This window comes from Streptomyces sp. NA04227 (genome assembly GCF_013364195.1).
In the GTDB taxonomy this organism is placed as follows: Bacteria; Actinomycetota; Actinomycetes; order Streptomycetales; family Streptomycetaceae; genus Streptomyces.
Genome location: NZ_CP054918.1, coordinates 7,595,804 through 7,615,950, shown reverse-complemented (window position 1 = coordinate 7,615,950; position 20,147 = coordinate 7,595,804). Strand labels below are relative to the sequence as shown.

18 protein-coding genes and 1 pseudogene are annotated in these 20,147 nt (G+C 71.4%); 14 read left to right on the top strand and 5 right to left on the bottom strand.

What is annotated here, in order from left to right; all coding sequences use genetic code 11:
• Window positions 1-168: 168 nt before the first annotated feature.
• Window positions 169-486 (top strand): annotated as a pseudogene (locus tag HUT18_RS32010) (M4 family metallopeptidase); the annotation flags it as partial.
• A gap of 374 nt (window positions 487-860) precedes the next feature.
• Window positions 861-3,494, top strand: a complete 2,634-nt coding sequence (locus HUT18_RS32005) for a SpoIIE family protein phosphatase (protein WP_368661561.1) — start codon at window positions 861-863, stop codon at window positions 3,492-3,494.
• 211 nt (window positions 3,495-3,705) lie between these two features.
• Here HUT18_RS32005 and HUT18_RS32000 read toward each other — a convergent pair whose 3' ends face one another.
• Window positions 3,706-4,353: a GntR family transcriptional regulator gene (locus HUT18_RS32000; protein WP_176103992.1), complete on the bottom strand. Its 648-nt coding sequence runs from the start codon at window positions 4,351-4,353 to the stop codon at window positions 3,706-3,708.
• Window positions 4,354-4,435: 82 nt separating this feature from the next.
• On the opposite strand from HUT18_RS32000, the gene lhgO reads away from it, so the two are divergent.
• Both lhgO and HUT18_RS31990 read left to right on the top strand, forming a co-directional pair.
• A complete protein-coding gene (lhgO, locus tag HUT18_RS31995; RefSeq protein WP_176103991.1) occupies window positions 4,436-5,680 on the top strand; it encodes an L-2-hydroxyglutarate oxidase in 1,245 nt (414 codons plus the stop codon).
• Window positions 5,681-5,688: 8 nt separating this feature from the next.
• A complete protein-coding gene (locus HUT18_RS31990) occupies window positions 5,689-6,789 on the top strand; it encodes an Ldh family oxidoreductase (protein ID WP_217710538.1) in 1,101 nt (366 codons plus the stop codon).
• A 68-nt stretch (window positions 6,790-6,857) separates the two neighbouring features.
• On the opposite strand, the gene HUT18_RS31985 is transcribed toward HUT18_RS31990, so the two are convergent.
• Window positions 6,858-7,823 carry a pirin family protein gene (locus tag HUT18_RS31985; protein WP_176103990.1) on the bottom strand — a complete coding sequence of 322 codons (966 nt, stop codon included), beginning with the start codon at window positions 7,821-7,823 and terminating at the stop codon, window positions 6,858-6,860.
• Window positions 7,824-7,959: 136 nt separating this feature from the next.
• Between HUT18_RS31985 and HUT18_RS31980 the strand changes: the two genes are divergently transcribed.
• Window positions 7,960-8,331, top strand: a complete 372-nt coding sequence (locus HUT18_RS31980; RefSeq protein WP_254879127.1) for a M48 family metallopeptidase — start codon at window positions 7,960-7,962, stop codon at window positions 8,329-8,331.
• Between the two features lie 86 nt (window positions 8,332-8,417).
• A complete protein-coding gene (locus HUT18_RS31975; RefSeq protein ID WP_176103988.1) occupies window positions 8,418-9,569 on the top strand; it encodes a methyltransferase in 1,152 nt (383 codons plus the stop codon).
• A gap of 27 nt (window positions 9,570-9,596) precedes the next feature.
• Here HUT18_RS31975 and HUT18_RS31970 read toward each other — a convergent pair whose 3' ends face one another.
• Window positions 9,597-11,042: an NAD(P)/FAD-dependent oxidoreductase gene (locus HUT18_RS31970; protein ID WP_176103987.1), complete on the bottom strand. Its 1,446-nt coding sequence runs from the start codon at window positions 11,040-11,042 to the stop codon at window positions 9,597-9,599.
• A gap of 141 nt (window positions 11,043-11,183) precedes the next feature.
• On the opposite strand from HUT18_RS31970, the gene trxA reads away from it, so the two are divergent.
• A complete protein-coding gene (gene trxA, locus HUT18_RS31965) occupies window positions 11,184-11,588 on the top strand; it encodes a thioredoxin (RefSeq protein ID WP_176103986.1) in 405 nt (134 codons plus the stop codon).
• Between the two features lie 76 nt (window positions 11,589-11,664).
• Here trxA and HUT18_RS31960 read toward each other — a convergent pair whose 3' ends face one another.
• Entirely contained in the window at window positions 11,665-12,717 is a 1,053-nt protein-coding gene (locus HUT18_RS31960; RefSeq protein WP_176103985.1) for a LacI family DNA-binding transcriptional regulator, read from the bottom strand.
• 220 nt (window positions 12,718-12,937) lie between these two features.
• On the opposite strand from HUT18_RS31960, the gene HUT18_RS31955 reads away from it, so the two are divergent.
• The 6 genes from HUT18_RS31955 to HUT18_RS31930 all read left to right on the top strand — a co-directional run bounded on the left by HUT18_RS31955 (window position 12,938) and on the right by HUT18_RS31930 (window position 18,482).
• The gene (locus HUT18_RS31955; protein WP_176103984.1) at window positions 12,938-13,417 is read left to right on the top strand and encodes a type II toxin-antitoxin system PemK/MazF family toxin; all 480 of its coding nucleotides are present in this window, start codon (window positions 12,938-12,940) and stop codon (window positions 13,415-13,417) included.
• A 383-nt stretch (window positions 13,418-13,800) separates the two neighbouring features.
• Window positions 13,801-15,081, top strand: coding sequence for an ergothioneine biosynthesis glutamate--cysteine ligase EgtA (egtA, locus tag HUT18_RS31950; protein ID WP_176103983.1), 1,281 nt, complete (start codon window positions 13,801-13,803; stop codon window positions 15,079-15,081).
• Window positions 15,078-16,460 (top strand): ergothioneine biosynthesis protein EgtB, encoded by a 1,383-nt coding sequence (egtB, locus tag HUT18_RS31945; RefSeq protein ID WP_176103982.1) that lies wholly within the window; start codon window positions 15,078-15,080, stop codon window positions 16,458-16,460. Before egtA ends, egtB begins: the two co-directional genes overlap by 4 nt.
• Entirely contained in the window at window positions 16,460-17,215 is a 756-nt protein-coding gene (gene egtC / locus HUT18_RS31940) for an ergothioneine biosynthesis protein EgtC (RefSeq protein ID WP_176103981.1), read from the top strand. Before egtB ends, egtC begins: the two co-directional genes overlap by 1 nt.
• Window positions 17,212-18,174 carry an L-histidine N(alpha)-methyltransferase gene (gene egtD / locus HUT18_RS31935; RefSeq protein WP_176103980.1) on the top strand — a complete coding sequence of 321 codons (963 nt, stop codon included), beginning with the start codon at window positions 17,212-17,214 and terminating at the stop codon, window positions 18,172-18,174. The genes egtC and egtD overlap by 4 nt, the downstream gene beginning before the upstream one ends.
• Before the next feature lie 92 nt (window positions 18,175-18,266).
• On the top strand, window positions 18,267-18,482 hold the full coding sequence (locus HUT18_RS31930; RefSeq protein ID WP_176103979.1) for a dodecin: 216 nt from the start codon (window positions 18,267-18,269) through the stop codon (window positions 18,480-18,482).
• A gap of 38 nt (window positions 18,483-18,520) precedes the next feature.
• Here HUT18_RS31930 and HUT18_RS31925 read toward each other — a convergent pair whose 3' ends face one another.
• On the bottom strand, window positions 18,521-19,009 hold the full coding sequence (locus tag HUT18_RS31925; RefSeq protein WP_176103978.1) for a hypothetical protein: 489 nt from the start codon (window positions 19,007-19,009) through the stop codon (window positions 18,521-18,523).
• A 65-nt stretch (window positions 19,010-19,074) separates the two neighbouring features.
• On the opposite strand from HUT18_RS31925, the gene HUT18_RS31920 reads away from it, so the two are divergent.
• Entirely contained in the window at window positions 19,075-20,088 is a 1,014-nt protein-coding gene (locus HUT18_RS31920) for an LLM class flavin-dependent oxidoreductase (RefSeq protein ID WP_176103977.1), read from the top strand.
• The last annotated feature ends 59 nt before the right edge of the window (window positions 20,089-20,147 follow it).

The following is a 20,147-nucleotide window of genomic DNA, read 5'->3' as shown; positions in this document are numbered from 1 at the left end:
AGACACGGATGCAGCGGGCTGTGCTTGGGGGGAGAACGCCTCCTGCAGCGGGCGTTCATCCGCAGACCGCCGCCATCAGATCCGGATTGCCGCTGTTGTCGGCATGCACCAGCGCAACTCCGGCTCCAGAGCCTCGAACAGCTCCAACGGTGACGCCGAGGTCGTCGGGTAGGCAAGCTCGACGTGCACCATTCCTCGGGCGTCGGCAACCACTGGTTCTACCTCGCCAGTGAGGGCAGCGGCGCCAAGACCATCTACAGCGTCACGTACAACAGCCCTACGTACGACGGCTCCAAGGTCACCGGCATCGGCAACCAGAAGGCGGCCGCCTTCTGGTATCGCGCCCTGACCGTCTACATGACCTCGACGACGACCTACTCCGGTGCCCGTGCGGCCGCCCTGAGAGCGGCCAAGGATCTGTACGGCACCACCAGCCAGGAGTACAAGACCGCGGCCGCTGCCTGGACCACGGTCAACGTCAGGTGAGGCCCGCCCGCACATGCTGTCGTCTCCTTGGCGCGAACCCGTGCCGAGGAGACCACGGCACGCAGCCGCATCGCGACACTCGCCCCATGCGACAGACGCTCCATGGCCCGCATACGGACGAACGCTGTGCCGTCAACCGAGAAGCACTCCGCAGCCGGCCGGCGCTGGGGTGGGAACCCGAAGCCGCCCTCACCACGGCCCGACACGACAAACCGGACATGACGTTCACCTGCGCAGGGCGGACGCTGTCCTCCGCGGCTGGGCCGACCAGAGCGGAGTCGCGGGCTGCACCCTGGGGCGAAGACAAACCACTTGATACGTGGTAAGCGTGATAAATGGGCCGTGTATCGGACGCGTCGGGCTGGCGATCGGCCATGGGCTTGCGCAGCGTGGCCACCCAGGTGTTCATCCTGCTCGTGGCGGTCGTGTCGCTGCTCTTCGCGGGCGCAGTGGGCACCTTTGTGTGGAACGCGGTCCAGCACAGTCAGGAACACGCCCGCGAGCAGGCGCTGGCCGCGTCCGAGACCTTCGCGAACTCCCCCGCAACGGTGTCCGCGCTCGGCGGGGACGACCCCTCGGCGTCCCTGCAGCCGCGCGCCGAGGAGGCCCGGTCGCTGGCCGACGCGGAGTCCGTCGCGGTGGTGAGCACCCAGGGCATTCTGTACACCCATCGCGACCCGGCACAGATCGGACGGTCCTACCCGGGCAGTATCGAGCGGGCCCTGCGCGGTGAGAGCTACACGGTGTCCAGCGACGGGCCCTTCAGCAGTGAGGCGGTTCAGGGGCTGGCGCCTGTCACGGATCGTGACGGATCGGTCATCGGCGTCGTGGCCGTGGGAATCGCGCCGGAGAGCGTGGCGCACCTTCCTGTCCTGTTCGCCTCCGCCGGTGGCGCACTGCTCCTCGCCACCGGCGGTGTCGCGCTCGTCAGCAGACGGCTGGGGCACCAGACCCGTGGCCTGGGGCCCCAGGAAATCACCCGCATGTACGAGCACCACGACGCCGTTCTGCACTCCGTGCGTGAAGGCGTCCTCATCATCGACGGCGAGCACAGGCTGCTGCTGGCCAACGACGAGGCGCAGCGATTGCTCGGCCTGCCGGACGGCACGCAGGGCCGTCCCGTCACCGACCTCGGGCTGGACGAGCCCCTCGCCGACCTCCTTGCCTCCGGGCGATCGGCAACCGACGAGATCCACCTCGCCGGAGAACGGGTACTAGCCGTCAACCTCCGCCCCACGCAGGGGCGTGTCCGCCGGTACGGGAGCGTTGCCACCCTCCGTGACACCACTGAACTGCGGGCGCTGACCGGCAAGGCCGACGTGGCCCGCACCCGGCTGAGGCTGCTGAACGAGGCCAGTGCGCGAATCGGCAGCAGTCTGGATGTGACCAGAACCGCCGAGGAGCTGACCGAGGCGACGGTGCCAGGGTTCGCCGACACCGCCATCGTCGATCTTGTGGAGTCCGTGCTGGCCGGAGAGGAGCCCTCCGACAGCAGCACGCACTTGCGCCGGGTCGCGGCCGCGGACACGGGCGCGGGCGCGGGCGCGGACAGCCTGCCACGGTCCGTGGGCGAGCTGATCCGGCACGGTCCGTCGACGCCGCAGGCCCAAGCTTTCGACTCGGGAAAAGCAGTGCTCGTACCCGGTGTGCAGGACCCCACGGCAACGCCCGCCCGGCCCCCGGGGGCCGACGGCCCGGAACCGGAAGGCGGCGATGCCTCGCTCATCACCGTCCCCCTGCGCGCCCGTGGCGTCACCCTTGGGGTCGCGTCCTTCTCACGCGCGCCCCAGTCCGAGCCGTTCGAGACCGACGACCTGGCCGTCGCCGAGGAACTGGCCGCCCGCGCGGCCGTCTCCATCGACAACGCCCGCCGCTACACCCGCGAGCACACCACCGCCGTGACACTGCAGCGCAGCCTGCTGCCGCGCGGAACACCCGAGCAGGTGGCCGTGGAGGTCGCCCACCGTTACCTGCCCGCACGCGCCGGAGTGGGTGGCGACTGGTTCGACGTGATCCCGTTGTCCAGCGCGCGGGTCGCCCTGGTCGTCGGCGACGTCGTGGGCCACGGCCTGCATGCCGCCGCCACCATGGGCCGTCTGCGGACCGCCGTGCACAACTTCTCCGCGCTCGACCTGCCCCCCGACGAGCTCCTGACCCACCTCGACGACCTCGTCAGCCGCATCGACCACGACACGGCCTCGGCCGACGACAGTGACGGGATCGTGGGCGCCACCTGTCTCTACGCCGTCTACGACCCGGTCTCTCGGAGCTGCGCCCTGGCCCGCGCGGGCCACCCCCCGCCCGCCCTCATCCACCCCGACGGCTCCGTCGAGTTCCTCGAAGTCCCCGCCGGGCCACCGCTGGGGGTGGGCGGGCTCCCCTTCGAGACCCTGGTTCTCGACATCACCGAGGGCAGCCAACTCGCCCTCTACACCGACGGCCTCATCGAGTCCCGCAGTCGCGACATCGACACCGGATTCGAAATCCTCCGCCGTGCGCTCTCCCACCCCGGCCGCTCTCCCCAGCAGACGTGCGACGCCGCCCTCAGCGCTCTCCTGCCGGCCGGCAACGACGACGACATCGCCCTGCTGGTCGCCCGTGCCCGCGCCATGGCCGCCGAGCAGATCGCGAGCTGGGACGTGCCCGCTGTCCCCAATGCCGTCGCCGACGTGCGCAAGGCCGCCGTCCGGCAACTGAACGACTGGGGCCTACAGGAAGCCGCGTTCACCACCGAACTGGTGCTCAGCGAGCTGGTCACCAACGCCATCCGCCACGGCACCGGGCCCATCCAGGTCCGTCTGCTCCGTGACACCTCGCTCATCTGTCAGGTGTCCGACGGCAGCATCACCGCACCCCACCTGCGTCGCGCCGCGTTCACCGACGAAGGCGGCCGCGGCCTGTTCCTGGTGGCCCAGTGCACAGAGCGCTGGGGCACCCGCTACACCGCCAAGGGCAAGATCATCTGGACCGAGCAGTCCCTCCCCGTCTCCCTGCCCACGTCACCGTGACCGTCACGGAGCGCCCCTGGCCGCGGAAATCGGGCCGCAATGCCACTCACTCGTGCCGGGGAAACCCCAGATCTACCCCGGCCACACCCGCCGCCGGGTCCCCCCTCCCCCACCACCACCGCGTCGTCACGACCTTGCCGCGGGTGGAGAAGCGCGTCCGTCGTTGCCGTACACGTGGTGATCGCCGAAGGGGGAGACCTTCCAGATGCTGTCAGACGGGATGATGTCCGAGGACATGGTCACGCGCACCCTCGACGTGGGCGACGATCATTTGTCGTAGCAGTTCCGCGTCATGGGTGCGCAACGCCTCGACCATCTTTGCGTGCTCGTCGTCGATGCGTGTGAGTTCGTGTCCGGAGTGCACCCAGCGGCGGCTGTAGGGCTCCACGAGGTGCAGCAACTGGTCGATGAAGCGTAGGGAGAGCCTGCGTTCCGACAGTTCGTAGATGCGCCGGTGGAACTGGTAATTGAGGGCGGCACGGCCGGAGGCGTCCGGTCCCTTGGCGCGCATCTCGTCGGCCAGTGACTGCAGTTCGTCGACGTCGCGGTCCCGACAGCCTCGCACGATTTCCTCCGCCAGCTCTGGTTCCAGCTGCAGGCGTAGCTCGAAGAGGTTCTCGATGTCGGCCCGGCTCAGCTCCGCGACGTGCATGCCGCGCTGGGGCAGTACTTCGATCAAGCCTTCGGCAGCCAAGGTGTGCAGGGCTTCGCGCAGTGGGATACGGCTGACCTGCAGCTCGGCCGCCAGCTTTTCCTGGACGAGCCGGGTGCCGGGGAGCAGCTCACCGAGCCGGATCGAAGCGCGCAGTCGGTCGGCGATCACGTTGGCGCTGTTGTGGCTCCGGGTCGCGGGGATCATTGCTGGAGTGTATCGCCTTGTGTGCAGACGCAGCGAATGTATACAGTCGCAGTGATTCGCTGCGCTCATGGAGGTTCGGAAGATGTCCGAAGCTGTCGATGTCGTCGTCATCGGGGGAGGGGTGGTCGGTCTCGCCACGGCCAGGGCGGTCCTGCGCGCCGATCCCCGCAGGACCGTCACGGTGGTGGAGAAGGAGGACCAATGGGGAGCCCACCAGTCCGGGCGCAACAGCAACGTGATCCACAGCGGCCTGTACTACCGGCCCGGAAGCCTCAAGGCCCGCCTTGCCAGGGCCGGCGGCGAGGCCATGATCCGCTACTGCGAGCAGCACGACGTACCCGTCAAGCGCACGGGCAAGATCGTGGTGGCCACCGCAAAGAGTCAGCTGCCGGGCCTTGAGCTGCTCGCCCAGCGTGGCGAGGCCAACGGGGTCACCGTGCGGCGGTTGGACAGGGGCGAGATCGCCGAGCGGGAGCCGAATGTCGCAGGGATCGCCGCACTCGCGGTCGCCGAGACCGCGATGACCGACTTCGCTCACGTGTGCCGTGCGTTGGCCGGGGAACTGACCGAGCTCGGCGCGACGTTGCGGACGAACGCACCCGCGCTTCAGATTCGTGCAGGCGGCGAGCGGACGGTGGTCCACACTCCCGGCGCGGAGATCCGCGCACGCGTGCTCGTCAACTGCGCCGGCCTGCACAGCGACAGGATCGCTCGTGCGGCCGGCCACACCCCCACCGTACGGATCATGCCCTTCCGCGGTGAGTACACCGAGGTCCGGCCCGGTCGCAGGGACGTGGTGAGCAACCCGGTGTACCCGGTGCCCGACCCGGACCTGCCGTTCCTCGGGGTGCACATCACCCCCATGCTCGACGGCTCCGTGCACGTGGGCCCCAACGCCGTGCCCGCCCTGGCGCGCGAAGGCTACCGGTGGCGCGACATCGACCCACGAATGCTCACCGACATGGTGCGCGACCCGGCCCTGCGCGGCCTCGCGCGGAGATACTGGCGCTACGGGGTCGCCGAGATGAGCCGGTCGCTGATCTCGCCGCTGTACGTGCGAGAAGTTCGCAAGCTCGTCCCCACGCTGGACGCCAAGGACCTGCGCCGCCACACCAGCGGGGTGCGGGCCCAGGCCGTCACCGCCACCGGCGAGCTCGTCGACGACTTCGTCATCGACCGCACACCCGGGGCGATCCACCTGCTCAACGCGCCCTCACCCGCGGCGACGTCGAGCCTGCAGATCGGCGCCCACATCGCCGCGGACGCGTTCTCCCACCTCGGCGACGACGATCTGGCCCGCTCCGTACGCGACTCCGCGGCGATCTGACCACTTTGATGACACAGAAGGAGAAAGTGATGGGAGTTCCCGCTGACCTGGTGCGGCGGCTGATCGTCGACGTTCTCACCGCGTGGGGCATGGACGGCGACCTGGCAGCAGTCACCTCGGACGTCATGGTCGACACCGACCTCTCGGGCATCGACTCGCATGGAGTATCGATGCTGATCGCTTACGAGAAGTATCGGCAGGAAGGACGCATCGACTTTGCGGCGCGACCCACAATCGTGCGGGAGAACGCCGCGTCCGCGCTCATCGACGCCGCGAGCGGCCTTGGGCACCCGGCGGGCGTGTACGCCATGCGCACGGCAATCAGTAAGGCGAAGGAGAACACGGTCGGCGTGGCGTCGGTGGTGCACTCCCACCACTTCGGGGCCGCCGGCTACTACGCAGACCTCGCTGCGAAGGAAGGGCTTCTCGGGCTGGTCACGAGTTCGGCACAGCTCACGTGCGCCCCACCCACGGGCTCCGTGGTGCCCAGACTCGGCACCAACCCGCTCGCGTTCGCCGCGCCCGCCCGCCGCAACACGAACTTCCTGCTCGACATCGCCACGACGACCGCTGCCGTCAACAAGGTGAAGGTCTACGACTACCACCAGCGTCCATTGCCACGCGGCTGGGTCGTGAACGAGGAAGGACAGGCGGTAGAGGACTCCGCCGAGGCCATGCGCATCCTCAAGGCGAAAGACAGGGGTGGGTTGACCCCGCTGGGTGGTACTCCGGAGATGTCCAGTCACAAGGGCTACGGGCTCAGCATGATGGCCCACATCCTCGCTGCGACGCTGTGCGGCGGGACGTTCCCTGCCATCCGTGAACGTGATGATCCTGCCGCGCCGCACAACATCGGGCACTTCTTCCTAGCATTGGACCCCACGTTCTTCCGCCTTTCCGGCACGTTCGAGGACGACCTCGACGATGCCATCGACCTCCTGCACCGGACCCCGCCGCTGCACGCGGAGTCGCCGGTGCTGGTGGCCGGTGACCCGCAGGCCGGAGCGCGCGAGGAGCGTACCCGCGACGGCATTCCGATGCCGGCCACACTGGTGACCCAACTACGCGGGGTCGCCCAGCGAGCGGGCGTGCAGTTCGAGCTGCGGTAGCGCCGCCGGTGGGGGAACTGCCTGCGAGGCGCGCCCACCAGTCCGCAACCTCCACCCCTTCCCGCAGGTCAGCGCACCCGTCCCCGCGGCTTCAACGGCACCGCCGGAAGTTCGGGCGCCGGCAGCGCCGCCCCGTCGTACCCCTTCACCTCACCGAAGCGGGAGCCGGTCATCCAGTCCTCCCGGGCCTGCTCGATCTCCTCCTGCGACCGTCCGATGAAGTTCCACCACATGAGCAGCTCCTCCTCGAAGGGCTCGCCGCCGAGGAGCATCAGGCCCGCGTCGGAGGGTGCGCTCAGGGGGAGTTCGCGGCGGCCGCAGCCAAGGTAGAGCATCGAGCCGGGGAGTACCGGGACGCCGTCGACCCGGGCCTCGCCCGACATGGCGAGGACCGCGTACTCGAAGTCGGGGTCGAGGGGGAGGTTCAGATCCGCGCCCTCGCTGAGCGAGAGGTCGGCGCCGACGATCGGGGTGAACGTGGTGCCGGGCGAGGCCGCGCTGTCCAGGGAGCCGAGGAGCACGGTGGCGTCGAGGCCGGGCGCCGTCACACGCGGCAGATCCCCGTGGAACTCGAACCGCGGATCGGTGTGGCGGTCGGCGTCGGGCAGGGCGACCCAGAGCTGGGCGCCGTGCAGCAGGCGGGCGTGGGAGCGCGGGCTCTGTTCCGAGTGGCTGATGGCGCGGCCGGAGGTCATGAGGCCGAGCTGGCGGGGGCGGATGATCTGGGTGCTGCCGGTGGAGTCGTTGTGCAGCACCTCGCCCTCGTGCAGCCAGCTGACGGTCTGCAGGCCCATGTGCGGGTGGGGCGGTACCTGCATGCCGGGCTCGTCGGCGATGTCGTCGGGGCCGTAGTGGTCCACGAAGCACCAGGCGCCGACCATGCGGCGGCCCAGGTTCGGGAGCAGGCGCCGGACCTCGGTGGATTCGCCGAGCTTGACCGTGCGCGGGCTGAGCAGTTCACGTACCGGTTCGGCGACGACGAAGCCGCGACCGCCGCACAGACTGGGGACCGCCTCGCGATCAAGATTGCTCATGCGCTCAGCGTAGAGCCTCGGCCGCCCTCCCGGCGGGCTCGCGGCGACGGGAATGTGCGTTCTCAGGTGGGTGTTGGAGCTCATCGCGAGGACATCGCGATCCGTCGTCGAGCCGCATGAGGAGGCATCAGTGAACGTGCAGGACCGCAGTGTGGAGCAGCACACGGAACCCGACTACTGGACCGAGGGTGCCGCGGCCGAGCGCTGGACGCGGGCGCGGTTCTTCTTCGAGGCCAAGGAGTACGCGAACGCCGCGCGCATCCTTGAGGGGCTGCGTGCGCAGGAGCCGGAGAACGACGGCGTACGGCTGCTGCTCGCACGCTCCTACTACCACTCGGCGCAACTGCGGCGTGCGGAAAGGGAGTTGCGGGAGATTGTGGAGCGGGACCCGGTGGCGCGGTACGCGCGGCTGATGCTGGGCCGGACGCTGGAGCGGCAGGGCCGCGACGCGGAAGCGGCGCCGTATCTGCGGATGGCCGCCGTTCTGGGCGGCGATTTCCCCGAGTGAGGCGCCGGGCCGTCGGCCACCACAGCTTGAGTGGCCGACGGCCGACCGGGGTCCGCGCCCCGGGCTCGGCTAGCCTGGGCGGCACGATGAACGACCCCTTTCCCACCCCCTGGGGTGAGCTGGCGCTTCGCCGGTTTCCCGAGGATCCGCGCGACCGGCTCCGTGCCTGGGACGCCGCCGACGCCTATCTGCTGCGCCACCTCGATGAGCACGGGCCCGAGAAGACGGCGCCCGTGGTCGTCGGCGACCGGTGGGGTGCGCTGACCACCGCGCTCGCCGAGCGTGGGCCCGTACTGATCACCGACTCGTATCTCGCGCGCGAGGCCACGAAGTCGAATCTCGCCGCGGCCGGGTACGACGACACCGCGGCGACCCTGCTCACCACGCGGGACGAGCCGCCCGCGCAGGTCGATCTGCTGCTGGTCCGGGTGCCCAAGTCACTTGGGCTGCTGGAGGATCAGTTGCGCAGGCTGGCTCCGGCGGTGCACGCGGGGACGGTGGTGCTCGGCACGGGGATGGTCAAGGAGATCCACACCTCCACGTTGCGGCTCTTCGAGGACATCCTGGGTCCGACGACGACCTCGCTCGCGGAGCGCAAGGCCCGGCTGATCTTCTGCCGCCCGGAGCGGGGGCTCTCACCGGGGCCGAATCCCTGGCCGTTGCGCTACCGGCTGCCCGAGGACATCGGAGTGTTGTCCGGCCGGTGGGTCACCAATCATGCCGGGGTGTTCTGTGCCGACCGGCTCGACATCGGGACCCGGTTCTTCCTCGGGCAGCTGCCGCACGGGCTCGGGGAGGCGGACGTCGCCGATCTCGGGTGCGGGAACGGGCTCGTGGGCACCGCGGTCGCGCTCACCGAGCCGCGGGCGCGGGTGCACTTCACGGACGAGTCGTACCAGGCACTCGCCTCCGCGCGGGCCACGTACGAGGAGAACCTGGGGCCGGACGACGAGCGGGCGCGGTTCTCGGTCGGGGACGCGCTCACCGGCTTTTCTCCGGCGAGTCTCGATCTGGTGCTGTGCAACCCGCCGTTCCACAGCCACCAAGCGACGACCGATGCCGCGGCCCGGCGGATGTTCACCAGTGCCCACCGGGCCCTGCGCACCGGCGGCGAACTGCGCATCGTCGGCAACCGGCACCTCGGGTACCACGCGCTGCTGCGGCGGCTGTTCGGCGGCTGCCAACTGGTCGCGAGCGACCCGAAGTTCGTGGTGCTGCGTGCGGTGAAGCGCCGCTGAGGTGACCGGGGCCCGGGTCTCGTACGCTCACTCGTCCCGGTACTTCTCCAGAAGCCGCAGCCAGACCTCGCTGATGGTCGGGTACGAGGGGACGGCGTGCCACAGCCGTTCCAGCGGGACTTCACCGGTGACCGCGATGGTCGCCGCGTGCAGGAGTTCGGCGACGCCGGGTCCCGCGAAGGTCGCGCCGAGCAGCACCTCGCGGTCCAGGTCGACGACCATACGGGCGCGGCCCCGGTAGCCGTCGAGGAAGAGACCGGCCCCGGCCACGGAGGTCAGGTCGACATCGACGGCGCGTACCCGGTGGCCCGCCGCTTCCGCCTCGGCGAGGGACAGGCCGACGGCGGCCACTTCGGGGTCGGTGAACACCACTTGGGGCACGGCCTCGTGGTCGGCCGTCGCGGCGTGGGCGCCCCAGCGGTCGGTCTCCAGGAGCGGGATGCCGCGGGCGCGGGCGGCGAGGGCGGCGCCCGCGACCCGGGCCTGGTACTTGCCCTGATGGGTGAGCAGCGCACGGTGGTTGACGTCGCCGACCGCGTACAGCCACTCGAAGCCGTGCACCCGGCAGGTGTCGTCCACGTCGAGCCAGCTCCCGGGCTCCAGGCCCAGGGTCTCCAGGCCGATGTCGTCGGTGCGCGGTGCCCGGCCGGTGGCGAACAGCACCTCCTCCGCCTGGGCGCTCTCCCCGGTGTCCAGGCCGACCGTGACCAAGCCGTCCTGCCGTTGTACGGAGGTGACCGAGACGCCGGTACGCACCTGGGCCCCGGCCCGGCGCAGTTCGTCCGCGACAAGTTGGCCCGCGAAGGGCTCGACGCGCGGGAGCAGCCGTTCGCCGCGTACCAGCATGGTCACTTCGGAGCCGAGGGCCTGCCAGGCGGTGGCCATCTCCACGCCGACCACACCGCCGCCGACGACGAGCAGCCGCGGCGGAACCCGGTCGGCGCTGGTGGCCTCGCGGCTGGTCCACGGGCGGGCGTCCTCGATGCCGGGCAGCGGGGGGAGCATCGCGCGGCTGCCGGTGCAGACCGCGACGGCGTGCCGGGCGGTGAGGTCGTGACGGCCGCCGTCCGGGGCGACGACCGTCACCCTGCGCGTTCCGTCCAGGCGGCCCCGGCCCCGGTAGAGGCGGGCGCCGGTCCCGTCCAGCCACTTGACCTGGCCGTCGTCCTTCCAGTGCGAGGTGTACGCGTCACGGTGGGCGAGGACGGCCGCGCTGTCGAAGGTGCCGGTGAGCGCCTGGCGCAGGCCCGGAACCCGTTTCGCGTCGGCCGCGGCGATCACCGGCCGCAGCAAGGCCTTGCTCGGCATGCACGCCCAGTACGAGCATTCGCCGCCCACCAGCTCGTTCTCGACCACCGCGGTGCTCAGTCCGGCGGCGCGGGCCCGGTCGGCGAGGTTCTCGCCGACCGGGCCCGCGCCGAGCACGATCACGTCGTATGCGGTGGATCCGTCCCGTTCCGCGCTCTGCGTCATGCGGCCAGTCTGAACCGAGGTGTGCGCGGCGGCCACACGGGTACGCGGCCGGAATACGCCGGGTTCCCGCACCGTTGTCAGCTGCGGTACCCCGGGTACCCGTATACGTACCAGCACCCGCAGAACGAATTAGGGGACACCATGACGAGGACCGTGGAACTCACCAAGGAGAACTTCGACCGGACGGTCACGGACAACGCGTTCGTCCTGATCGATTTCTGGGCCTCCTGGTGCGGTCCCTGCCGCCAGTTCGCCCCCGTCTACGAAGAGGCCGCCGAGGCCAACCAGGACCTGGTGTTCGGCAAGATCGACACCGAGGCGCAGCCGGAGCTCGCGCAGGCGTTCAACGTCAGCTCGATTCCGACCCTGATGATCGTCCGTGATCAGGTCGCCGTTTTCGCCCAGCCCGGAGCGCTGCCGAAGGCCGCCCTGGACGATGTCATCGGCCAGGCACGCAATCTGGACATGGACGAGGTGCGCCGGGCGATCGCCGAGGCCGAGGCGCAGGAGCAGGAGAAGGGGGCCGGGGCGGGCCCGCAGGCCTGACGCTCCGGACGGCCGAAGGGCCCGCGGCCGGGCGGATGTGCGTACGGCGCACCCGCCCGTCCCGTGCCCCGGCCGCTCAGCTCGATTCGCGCGGCACCAGGGTGGTGCCGAGCAGGTCGCGCACCACGGGTGAGCCGCCGGGGTGGCGGACGGTGCGGTCGACCAGTTCGGCCAGCTCCTGCCCGGAGGGCAGGTCCATGCGGACGGTGGTCAGGCGCGGCCGCAGAAGGCGTCCCAGTACGAGGTCGTCGACGCCGACCATGGCCGTGTCGGCCGGGATGTCGAGGCCCTCGTCGCGCAGGGCTGCCATCAGCAGCATCGCGTACTCGTCGTTGAAGGCGAAGACGCCGTCGAGGCCCCAGTCGCGCCACCGCGCCGCCAGTCGGGCGGCGGACTCCTCCTCGTAGGCCAGCGGCAGCTCCCTGACCTCGGCGCCCGCGGCCTCGGCGGCCTCGCGCACCCCGGCGAGGCGGGGCCGGGAGTAGAACTCCAGGGCGGTGAGTTCCGGCATGACCACGCCGATCCGGCGGCAGCCGCGGGCGAGGAGGTGTTCCGCGGCGCAGCGGCCGACCGTGCGGTGGTCGACGAGCAGGGCGTGCGCGCCTTCGACGGCGCGGGGGCCCACCGTGATGACGGCGCGCGCGCCGGAGCGTTTGAGGATGGCCACGCCCTGCGGGCCGAGTTCGTGCGCGCCGGGCGCGACCACGGCCACCGGGCGCAGCTCCGCCCAGGCGAGCGCCGCGTCGTCGCCGCTGAGCCCGACGCTGCCGTACTGCACGACCGTGTAGTCGAGACGGCTCAGCGCCCACTGGAACTCGTTGAAGAACCGGTGGTAGAGCGCCCCGACGGGTGCGCTCGGGGAGGGCATCAGGACCATCCGGCTCTGTCCGGCGCGCAGGCTGCGCGCCGCGGCGTGCGGGACGTAGCCAAGTTCTCTCGCCGCCTCCCGCACCCGGCGCCGGGTCGGTTCGCTGATGCGCACCGCCGGGACGTTGTTCAGCACGTACGAGACGGTGGCGCGCGAGACTCCGGCACGCCGCGCCACGTCCGCGCTGGTGGGCACGGAGTGCGCGGCGCGCTGTGGCGGAACCTGTGCCCGCGTGGCCTGTTCATTCGGTATCTGCACCATGACCGGAGCATCCTTTCACGCCAAGCGGCGGCGCGGCAGCGGCCGTTGTGGCCGCCTGCGGGACGTTGCCCGGGGGACGGTTCGTACGGGATGCGTGTACCGGGCCCGCTCAACAGGGCGCAGGGGAAGGGGACTTGGCCTGCGGCACGCGTCCGGTGCCGCGTGGTGCGGCTTCGCCCCGGCGCACGCACCGCCGTGGCACTCCCCTACCGTGGCCGCCGTGACAGCCAATCCTGATACGCGCGCCACCGGACCGCACGACGCCGCGGGCCCCGCCACTCCCGGTCGGTGCGGTCCCAGCGCGACAACCGAAGCCGATCCGGACCGGGTGGGACGGGTACGCACCGAGTACTCCCCCGCCCACGACGGCGACCCCGACCCGGGCGAGATCGTGTGGACGTGGGTGCCCTACGAGGAGAACGACGGCCGCGGCAAGGACCGCCCGGTGCTCGTGGTCGCCCGGGAGGCGGCCGGCACCCTCCTCGCCGTCCAGCTCACCAGCAAGCCGCACCACCACAACCGCGAGTGGGTGCCGATAGGCAGCGGCCCCTGGGACCGGGCCGGACGCGACTCCTGGGTGGACGTCGACCGCGTACTGCGCGTGCACGACAAGGGGATGCGCCGGGAGGCCTGTGCGCTGGACCGGGGCCGCTTCCAGTTGGTGGTGAACCGGCTGCGCGAGCGTTACGGCTGGCGCTGAGGGGGCGGGCTCGCCGGGAAGGCAGGGCACGTCACCTCGCGAACGCGGGGCCGCGTCACCTCTCGAACACGGAACGTGATCGTCCAGCGCGACACGATCCTTGGACGGGCCCAGAATGTCCTTTGTCTGCTCCACCAAGGGGGAGCGGTACCGGCCCACACCGGTGCCGCTCTCCGCAGAGCCTCCGTCGGCCGGCGGCACCGGGAGCAGGTGACGGAAAGGGCACGTGGGAGGCCCTGGCGAACGGCCCGTGCCGGGTACGCGACAGGTCGTCGCGCCCTCTTCGGGCGCTCTTGTGGGATCCGCCGGGAAGGTCTTGGCTGTACGGGCGGGTTCGCCGGAAGCGGGCCCGTACCCCGACCTGAGGATCGGAGAATCCCCAGATGTCCGACCAAGTCTGCAGGACCGACGGCCCCGGGATATCGGTGGCCGAAGTCGAGGAAATCGTCCACGGGATCTGTTTCAAGACCGGCCCTCCCGCCGCCGTGGGTGTCGAGGTGGAGTGGCTGCTCCAGGAGACCGGACAGCCCTCCCTGCCGCTCTCGGGCGAGCGGCTCGACGAGGCCTGCCGGGCCCTGAGAGCTCTCGATCTGAGCTCACCGCTGACCGTGGAGCCGGGCGGTCAGCTGGAACTCTCCTCCCTCCCGGCTCCCGCCCTGACGGACTGCGTACGCGCCGTCTCGGCCGATCTGACCCGCGTACGCGACACCCTGGCCACCCTCGGACTGAGCCTCGCCGGACTCGGCGCCAATCCGTGGTGCGCCCCGCGCAGGCTGGTCCACGCGCCGCGCTACGACGCCATGGAGGCCTACCTCGACCGGGCGGGACCCGACGGGCGCGGCATGATGTGCGCCTCGGCCTCCGTCCAGGTCTGTCTGGACGCGGGCCACGAGGAGCCCGGCCCCCTCGGCCACGCGCGCCGCTGGCTCCTTGCCCACCGGCTCGGCCCGGTCCTGGTGGCGGCCTTCGCCAACTCCCCCGTCCACGCGGGCCGGTTGACCGGCTGGCGGTCGACCCGGCAGGCGTTCTGGGCGGGCATCGAACCGGGCCGCAGCGCGGCGCCCGACCTGACCGTCGCCCCGCGCACGGCCTGGACGCGCCGGGTCCTGGACGCGCCGGTGATGTGCGTCCGCGAGGAGGCCGGGCCGTGGTCGGTGCCCGAGGGCCTGACCTTCCGGGACTGGGCAGCAGGCGCGGGACGGCGCCCGCCCACCCGCGCGGACCTGGACTACCACCTGACCACGCTCTTCCCGCCGGTGCGGCCGCGCGGGCACCTGGAGTTGCGGATGATCGACGCGCAGCCCGGCGAGGACGGGTGGATCGTGCCCTTCGCCGTCACCACGGCCCTGTTCGACGACCCGGCCGCCGCCGAGACCGCGTACCGGACCGTGAAGCCGCTCGCCGAGCGGTACGGCGAGTGGCCCGCGCCGCACAACGCCCTGTGGGAGTGCGCGGCACGTGACGCGCTCACCGATCCCGAGCTGCACGAGGCGGCGGTGCGGTGCTTCACGGCCGCGCTCGACGCGCTGCCGCGACTCGGCGCGGGTGAGGAAGTCCTGGGCGCGGTACGGGAGTTCATCGAGCACCGGGTATTGCCCGGACGATGTCCGGCCGACGACCTGATCGAGAGTTTCACCGTCCACGGGAAGGACGCCCTGCGATGACCGGCCACCACCCCACCCCCACCGCCGACGCGTCCGCGCACGACGACGCCGCCGCGGACGCCGCGGACCATGGCGTACTGCGCGCACGCGCCCTGGCCGCCCTGCTGCGGGCCCGGGAGCGCACCTCGCTGCTCACCGGCTGCGTCGACGAGGCCGAACTCACCGCCCAGCACTCGCCGTTGATGTCCCCGCTGGTGTGGGACCTGGCCCACATCGGCAACCAGGAGGAGCAGTGGCTGCTGCGCGCGGTGGGCGGCCACGCGGCGATGCGGCCCGAGATCGACCCGCTGTACGACGCCTTCGAGCATCCGCGGTCCGCGCGGCCCTCGCTGCCGTTGCTGCCGCCCGTGGAAGCGCGCCGGTACGCCGCCGAGGTGCGTGGACGCGCCCTGGACCTGCTGGAGGGCACCGCGTTCACCGGTGGTCCGCTCACCGACGCCGGGTTCGCCTTCGGCATGATCGCCCAGCACGAACAGCAGCACGACGAGACCATGTTGATCACCCATCAGCTCCGCAAGGGCCCCGCCGCGCTGACCGCGCCCGATCCCGCTCCCGTGGTGGGCGACCCAGGACCGGCCGAAGTCCTCGTCCCGGCAGGCGAGTTCACCATGGGGACGTCCACCGAACCCTGGGCGCTGGACAACGAGCGCCCCGCGCACCGCAGTTGGACCGAGGCGTTCCATCTGGACACGGCCCCGGTCACCAACGGCGCGTATCTGCGCTTCCTGGAGAGCGGTGGCTACGAGGACGCGCGCTGGTGGACGCCCGAGGGCTGGGCGTATGTCCAGGCGCAGCGGATCACCGCACCGCTGTTCTGGCGGCACGAGGGGGGCCGGTGGCTGCGGCGCCGGTTCGGTGTCACCGAGGAGGTGCCGCCGCAGGAGCCGGTGCTGCACGTGAGCTGGTACGAGGCCGACGCATACGCGCGCTGGGCGGGACGCAGGCTGCCCACCGAGACCGAGTGGGAGAAGGCCGCCCGCCACGACCCGGTCACCGGACGCTCCACCCGCTACCCGTGGGGTGACGAGGACCCCACCGAGGAGCACGCCAACCTGGGCCAGCGCCATCTGCGGCCCGCACCCGCCGGGAGCTATCCGAAGGGTCAATCCGCGCTGGGCGTACGGCAGTTGATCGGCGACGTGTGGGAGTGGACGGCGAGCGACTTCGCTCCGTATCCGGGCTTCGCGGCCTTCCCCTACCGGGAGTACTCGCAGGTGTTCTTCGGTCCCGAGTACAAGGTGCTGCGCGGTGGTTCGTTCGCCGTGGACGCGGTGGCCTGCCGGGGCACGTTCCGCAACTGGGACTATCCGATCCGGCGGCAGATCTTCTCCGGGTTCCGCACTGCGCGGGACGCCCACCCGGACGAGGCGGTCGCCTGATGTGCCGTCATGTTGCCTATGTGGGGCCGCCGTTGGTGCTCGGCGAACTGCTGATCGCGCAGCCGCACGCGCTGTACCGGCAGTCCTGGGAGCCCCGGCACCAGCGGCACGGGACAGTCAACGCCGATGGTTTCGGGGTGGGTTGGTACGCCGAGGGCGATCCGGTGCCCGCGCGGTACCGGCGTGCGGTGCCGATCTGGTCCGACCTGTCGTTCGGGGATCTCGCCCGGGTGGTGCGATCCGGTGCGCTGCTCGCCGCGGTGCGCGACGCGACCCTGGCGGGCGCCGACGGGGAGGCGGCCGCGGCGCCGTTCGCCGCCGAGCGCTGGCTGTTCAGCCACAACGGCGCGGTGAACGGCTGGCCGCAGTCGCTGGCCCCGCTCGCGGCCGGGCTGCCGCCCGCCGAACTGCTGAGCCTCGAAGCGCGCTGCGACTCCGCGCTGGTGTGGGCGCTGGTGCTGCGGCGGCTGCGCTCCGGCGAGGCGCTCGGCGAGGCACTGGCCGCAACCGTCCGCGAGGTCGCCGAGGCGGCGCCGTCGTCACGGCTGAACCTGCTGCTCACCGACGGGACGTCGATCGCCGCCACGGCGTGGGGGGACAGTCTGTGGTTCCTCGCCGAACCCGGCGAGCGGGCCGTGGTGGCCTCCGAACCGTACGACGACGACCCGCGCTGGCGGCAGGTGCCCGAGGCCACTCTGCTCGTCGCGAGCCGTACCGATGTCCAGCTGACCCCGTTGAAGGAGCCGTCCGCGTGAGCCCGTTCCATCTCACCCGCACCCTGCCCGAGGACGCGACGGACGCGGCCCTGCGCACCGATGTCCTGCACGGACTGACCTGTACCCCCAAGACGCTGCCGCCGAAGTGGTTCTACGACGCGCGTGGCAGTGACCTGTTCGAGGAGATCACCCGGCTCCCCGAGTACTACCCGACGCGTGCCGAGGCGGAGATTCTGCGGGAACGTTCCGGCGAGATCGCCGCGGCGTCCCGGGCCCGCACCCTGGTCGAACTCGGCTCCGGTTCCTCGGAGAAGACGCGGCACCTGCTCGACGAACTGACCGAGCTGAAGGCCTATGTGCCCGTCGACGTCAGCGCCAGTGCCCTCGCCCAGGCGGGCGAGGCGATCGCCGCGGAGCACCCCGGTCTCGATGTGCACGGTCTGATCGCCGACTTCACCACGTCGTTCGCCCTGCCGGCCACGCCGGGCCCGCGCCTGGTCGCCTTCCTCGGCGGCACCCTCGGCAACCTGCTGCCCGCCGAACGCGCCCGCTTCCTCACCTCGGTCCGGGCCATGCTCGACCCGGGCGACGCGCTGCTGCTCGGCACCGACCTGGTCAAGGAGGAGGCCGTGCTGGTCGCCGCCTACGACGACGCGCAGGGTGTGACCGCCGAGTTCAACAAGAACGTCCTCTTGGTCGTCAACCGCGAACTCGACGCGAACTTCGACCCCGAGGACTTCGCGCACGTGGCCCTGTGGAACCGCGAGGAGGAGTGGATCGAGATGCGACTGCGGGCGCTGCGCCCGGTCGGCGTGAAGATCCCCGCCCTCGACCTCGCGGTCGACTTCGAGGCGGGTGAGGAACTGCGTACCGAGGTCTCGGCCAAGTTCCGCGAGGAGGGGCTGCGCGCCGAGCTGGCCGCCGCGGGCCTGGACACCAGCCACTGGTGGACGGACAGCGCCGGACGGTTCGCGCTCTCCCTCAGCGTCGCGCGTTGAGCGTGGCCGTGCCCCGGCCCGCCTCGCGGAAGGGGGCGGGCTGGGGCACGGTGGAGGTACGCCGCAGCCGCCGTACCGCGAAGGAGTTCCGCATGTCCGACCACACCTATCGGGTCACCGAGATCGTGGGCTCGTCGCACGAGAGCTGCGACCAGGCCATCCGCAACGCCGTCAGCCGGGCCTCCCAGACCCTCCGCAATCTCGACTGGTTCGAGGTCACTCAAATGCGCGGGCACATCGAGAACGGCGAGATCCGTCACTACCAGGTCGGCCTGAAGGTGGGCTTCCGCCTGGACGAGGAGGGCTGAGACGGCGGGTCCATCCCTCTGATGCCGGAGGGGGACGGTCAGGTACGGCCGAGGCGCTCCTGGGCGTCCTTGAGCGCCGCCGAGGTCTGCGCCCAGTCGGCCCGTACGACCCGGAAGCCCGCCTGCTCGGCCTCCTGGCAGACGAGAACGTCGTCGTCGACCAGCATCCGGACCTCCCGGGTGCGGGCGATCCGGCGCAGTACCTGGACCTTGGTGTGGCGGGCCGGACGGCGGTCGTCGTTGCGCCGCATCCAGATCCGGCCCGCCACGAGGTCGTGCCGGGCCAGCCACTCCTCGGTGTCCGCGCGGCAGCGCTCCGGACGCCCGGTGAGGTACTGGATCTCGCACTCCTCGCCGGTGGCGCGCAGCAGCGCCACGCCCTCGGCCAGCGGTGGATCCTGCGGCGCGGCGGCGAAGAAGGCGTCCCAGTCGCGGGGCTTGCGTTCCAGGTGGTGCTGACGGTGGGCGGTGTCGGCGAGGGTGCCGTCCAGGTCGAAGAGAGCCAGGGGCCTACGGGTCTGCGTCACGTAAGGGAGCGTACGGCCCGGCGCCCGAGCGGGAATGCCCGGCCGCACGGGGCGTTGTACGGGAGGTGAGCACAGCGATCCCCGCGGTCAGGTTCTCCGTCCTGGACCGCTCCCGTATCCGCGAGGGGCAGCGGCCCGACGAGGCCCTGCGCGACACCGTGGACTTCGCCCGGCACATCGAGGAACTCGGCTTCCACAGGTTCTGGGTGTCCGAGCACCACGGTGTGCCCGGCGTCGCGGGTTCGGCGCCGACCGTGCTCGCGGCGGGCGTCGCGGCAGCCACCCGGACGATCCGGGTGGGCACCGGCGGCGTGATGCTGCCCAACCATCAACCCCTCGTGGTGGCCGAGCAGTTCGGCGTACTCGAATCGCTGTACCCGGGCCGGATCGACATGGGGCTCGGGCGGTCCGTCGGCTTCACGGACGGGGTGCGCCGGGCACTCGGCCGGGGCCGGGACGACGCGGACGACTTCGCCGGACAGCTCACGGAACTGCTCCGGTGGTTCGACGGCGGCTCCCCGACAGGAGTACGCGCGCGACCGGCCGAGGGCCTGGACGTCCCCGTCTTCGTACTGGCCACCGGCGCGGGCGCGGTCACCGCGGCCGAGGCGGGTGTGCCGCTGGTGGTCGGGGACCTGAAGGGACGCGAGAACCTGCTGCGGGCGATCGACACCTACCGGTCCCGGTTCCGGCCCTCCGCCCGGGCGTCGGCACCCCATGTGGTGGTGGCGGGCACCGTTGCCGTCGCCGGAACCACCGAAGACGCCAGGCGGCTCCTGATACCGGAGGCATGGGCCTCCGCCCACGCCCGCACTCGCGGTTCCTTCCCTCCGCTGCTGCCGCCGGAAGAGATCGAGAGCCTCGAAATGACCGCGAAGGAAAGCGAGTTGTACGAGTCCGGGCTGCGCGGTCAGCTGTACGGCACCGAGGACGAGGTGACCGAGGGCCTGCGGAAGCTGCTCGCGGAGACCGGCGCCGAAGAGGTCCTGGTGACCACCAGCACGTACGACCGGGAGGCGCTCCTCGACTCCTACCGGAGGCTCGCCCGGCTCACCGGCCTTGCGGGGGCGGCGAGTTGACCTGCCCGTGACGTTCCGCGCGGTGCGCGAAGGGCGGGCAGGCACGACGGGGGTTCCGT

Coding starts and splice junctions, on each gene's coding strand:
- HUT18_RS32005 (WP_368661561.1), top strand. CDS start 861: ATGGGCTTGCGCAGCGTGGCCACCCAGGTGTTCATCCTGCTCGTGGCG.
- HUT18_RS32000 (WP_176103992.1), bottom strand. CDS start 4,353: ATGATCCCCGCGACCCGGAGCCACAACAGCGCCAACGTGATCGCCGAC.
- lhgO (WP_176103991.1), top strand. CDS start 4,436: ATGTCCGAAGCTGTCGATGTCGTCGTCATCGGGGGAGGGGTGGTCGGT.
- HUT18_RS31990 (WP_217710538.1), top strand. CDS start 5,689: ATGACACAGAAGGAGAAAGTGATGGGAGTTCCCGCTGACCTGGTGCGG.
- HUT18_RS31985 (WP_176103990.1), bottom strand. CDS start 7,823: ATGAGCAATCTTGATCGCGAGGCGGTCCCCAGTCTGTGCGGCGGTCGC.
- HUT18_RS31975 (WP_176103988.1), top strand. CDS start 8,418: ATGAACGACCCCTTTCCCACCCCCTGGGGTGAGCTGGCGCTTCGCCGG.
- HUT18_RS31970 (WP_176103987.1), bottom strand. CDS start 11,042: ATGACGCAGAGCGCGGAACGGGACGGATCCACCGCATACGACGTGATC.
- trxA (WP_176103986.1), top strand. CDS start 11,184: ATGACGAGGACCGTGGAACTCACCAAGGAGAACTTCGACCGGACGGTC.
- HUT18_RS31960 (WP_176103985.1), bottom strand. CDS start 12,717: ATGGTGCAGATACCGAATGAACAGGCCACGCGGGCACAGGTTCCGCCA.
- egtA (WP_176103983.1), top strand. CDS start 13,801: ATGTCCGACCAAGTCTGCAGGACCGACGGCCCCGGGATATCGGTGGCC.
- egtB (WP_176103982.1), top strand. CDS start 15,078: ATGACCGGCCACCACCCCACCCCCACCGCCGACGCGTCCGCGCACGAC.
- egtC (WP_176103981.1), top strand. CDS start 16,460: ATGTGCCGTCATGTTGCCTATGTGGGGCCGCCGTTGGTGCTCGGCGAA.
- HUT18_RS31930 (WP_176103979.1), top strand. CDS start 18,267: ATGTCCGACCACACCTATCGGGTCACCGAGATCGTGGGCTCGTCGCAC.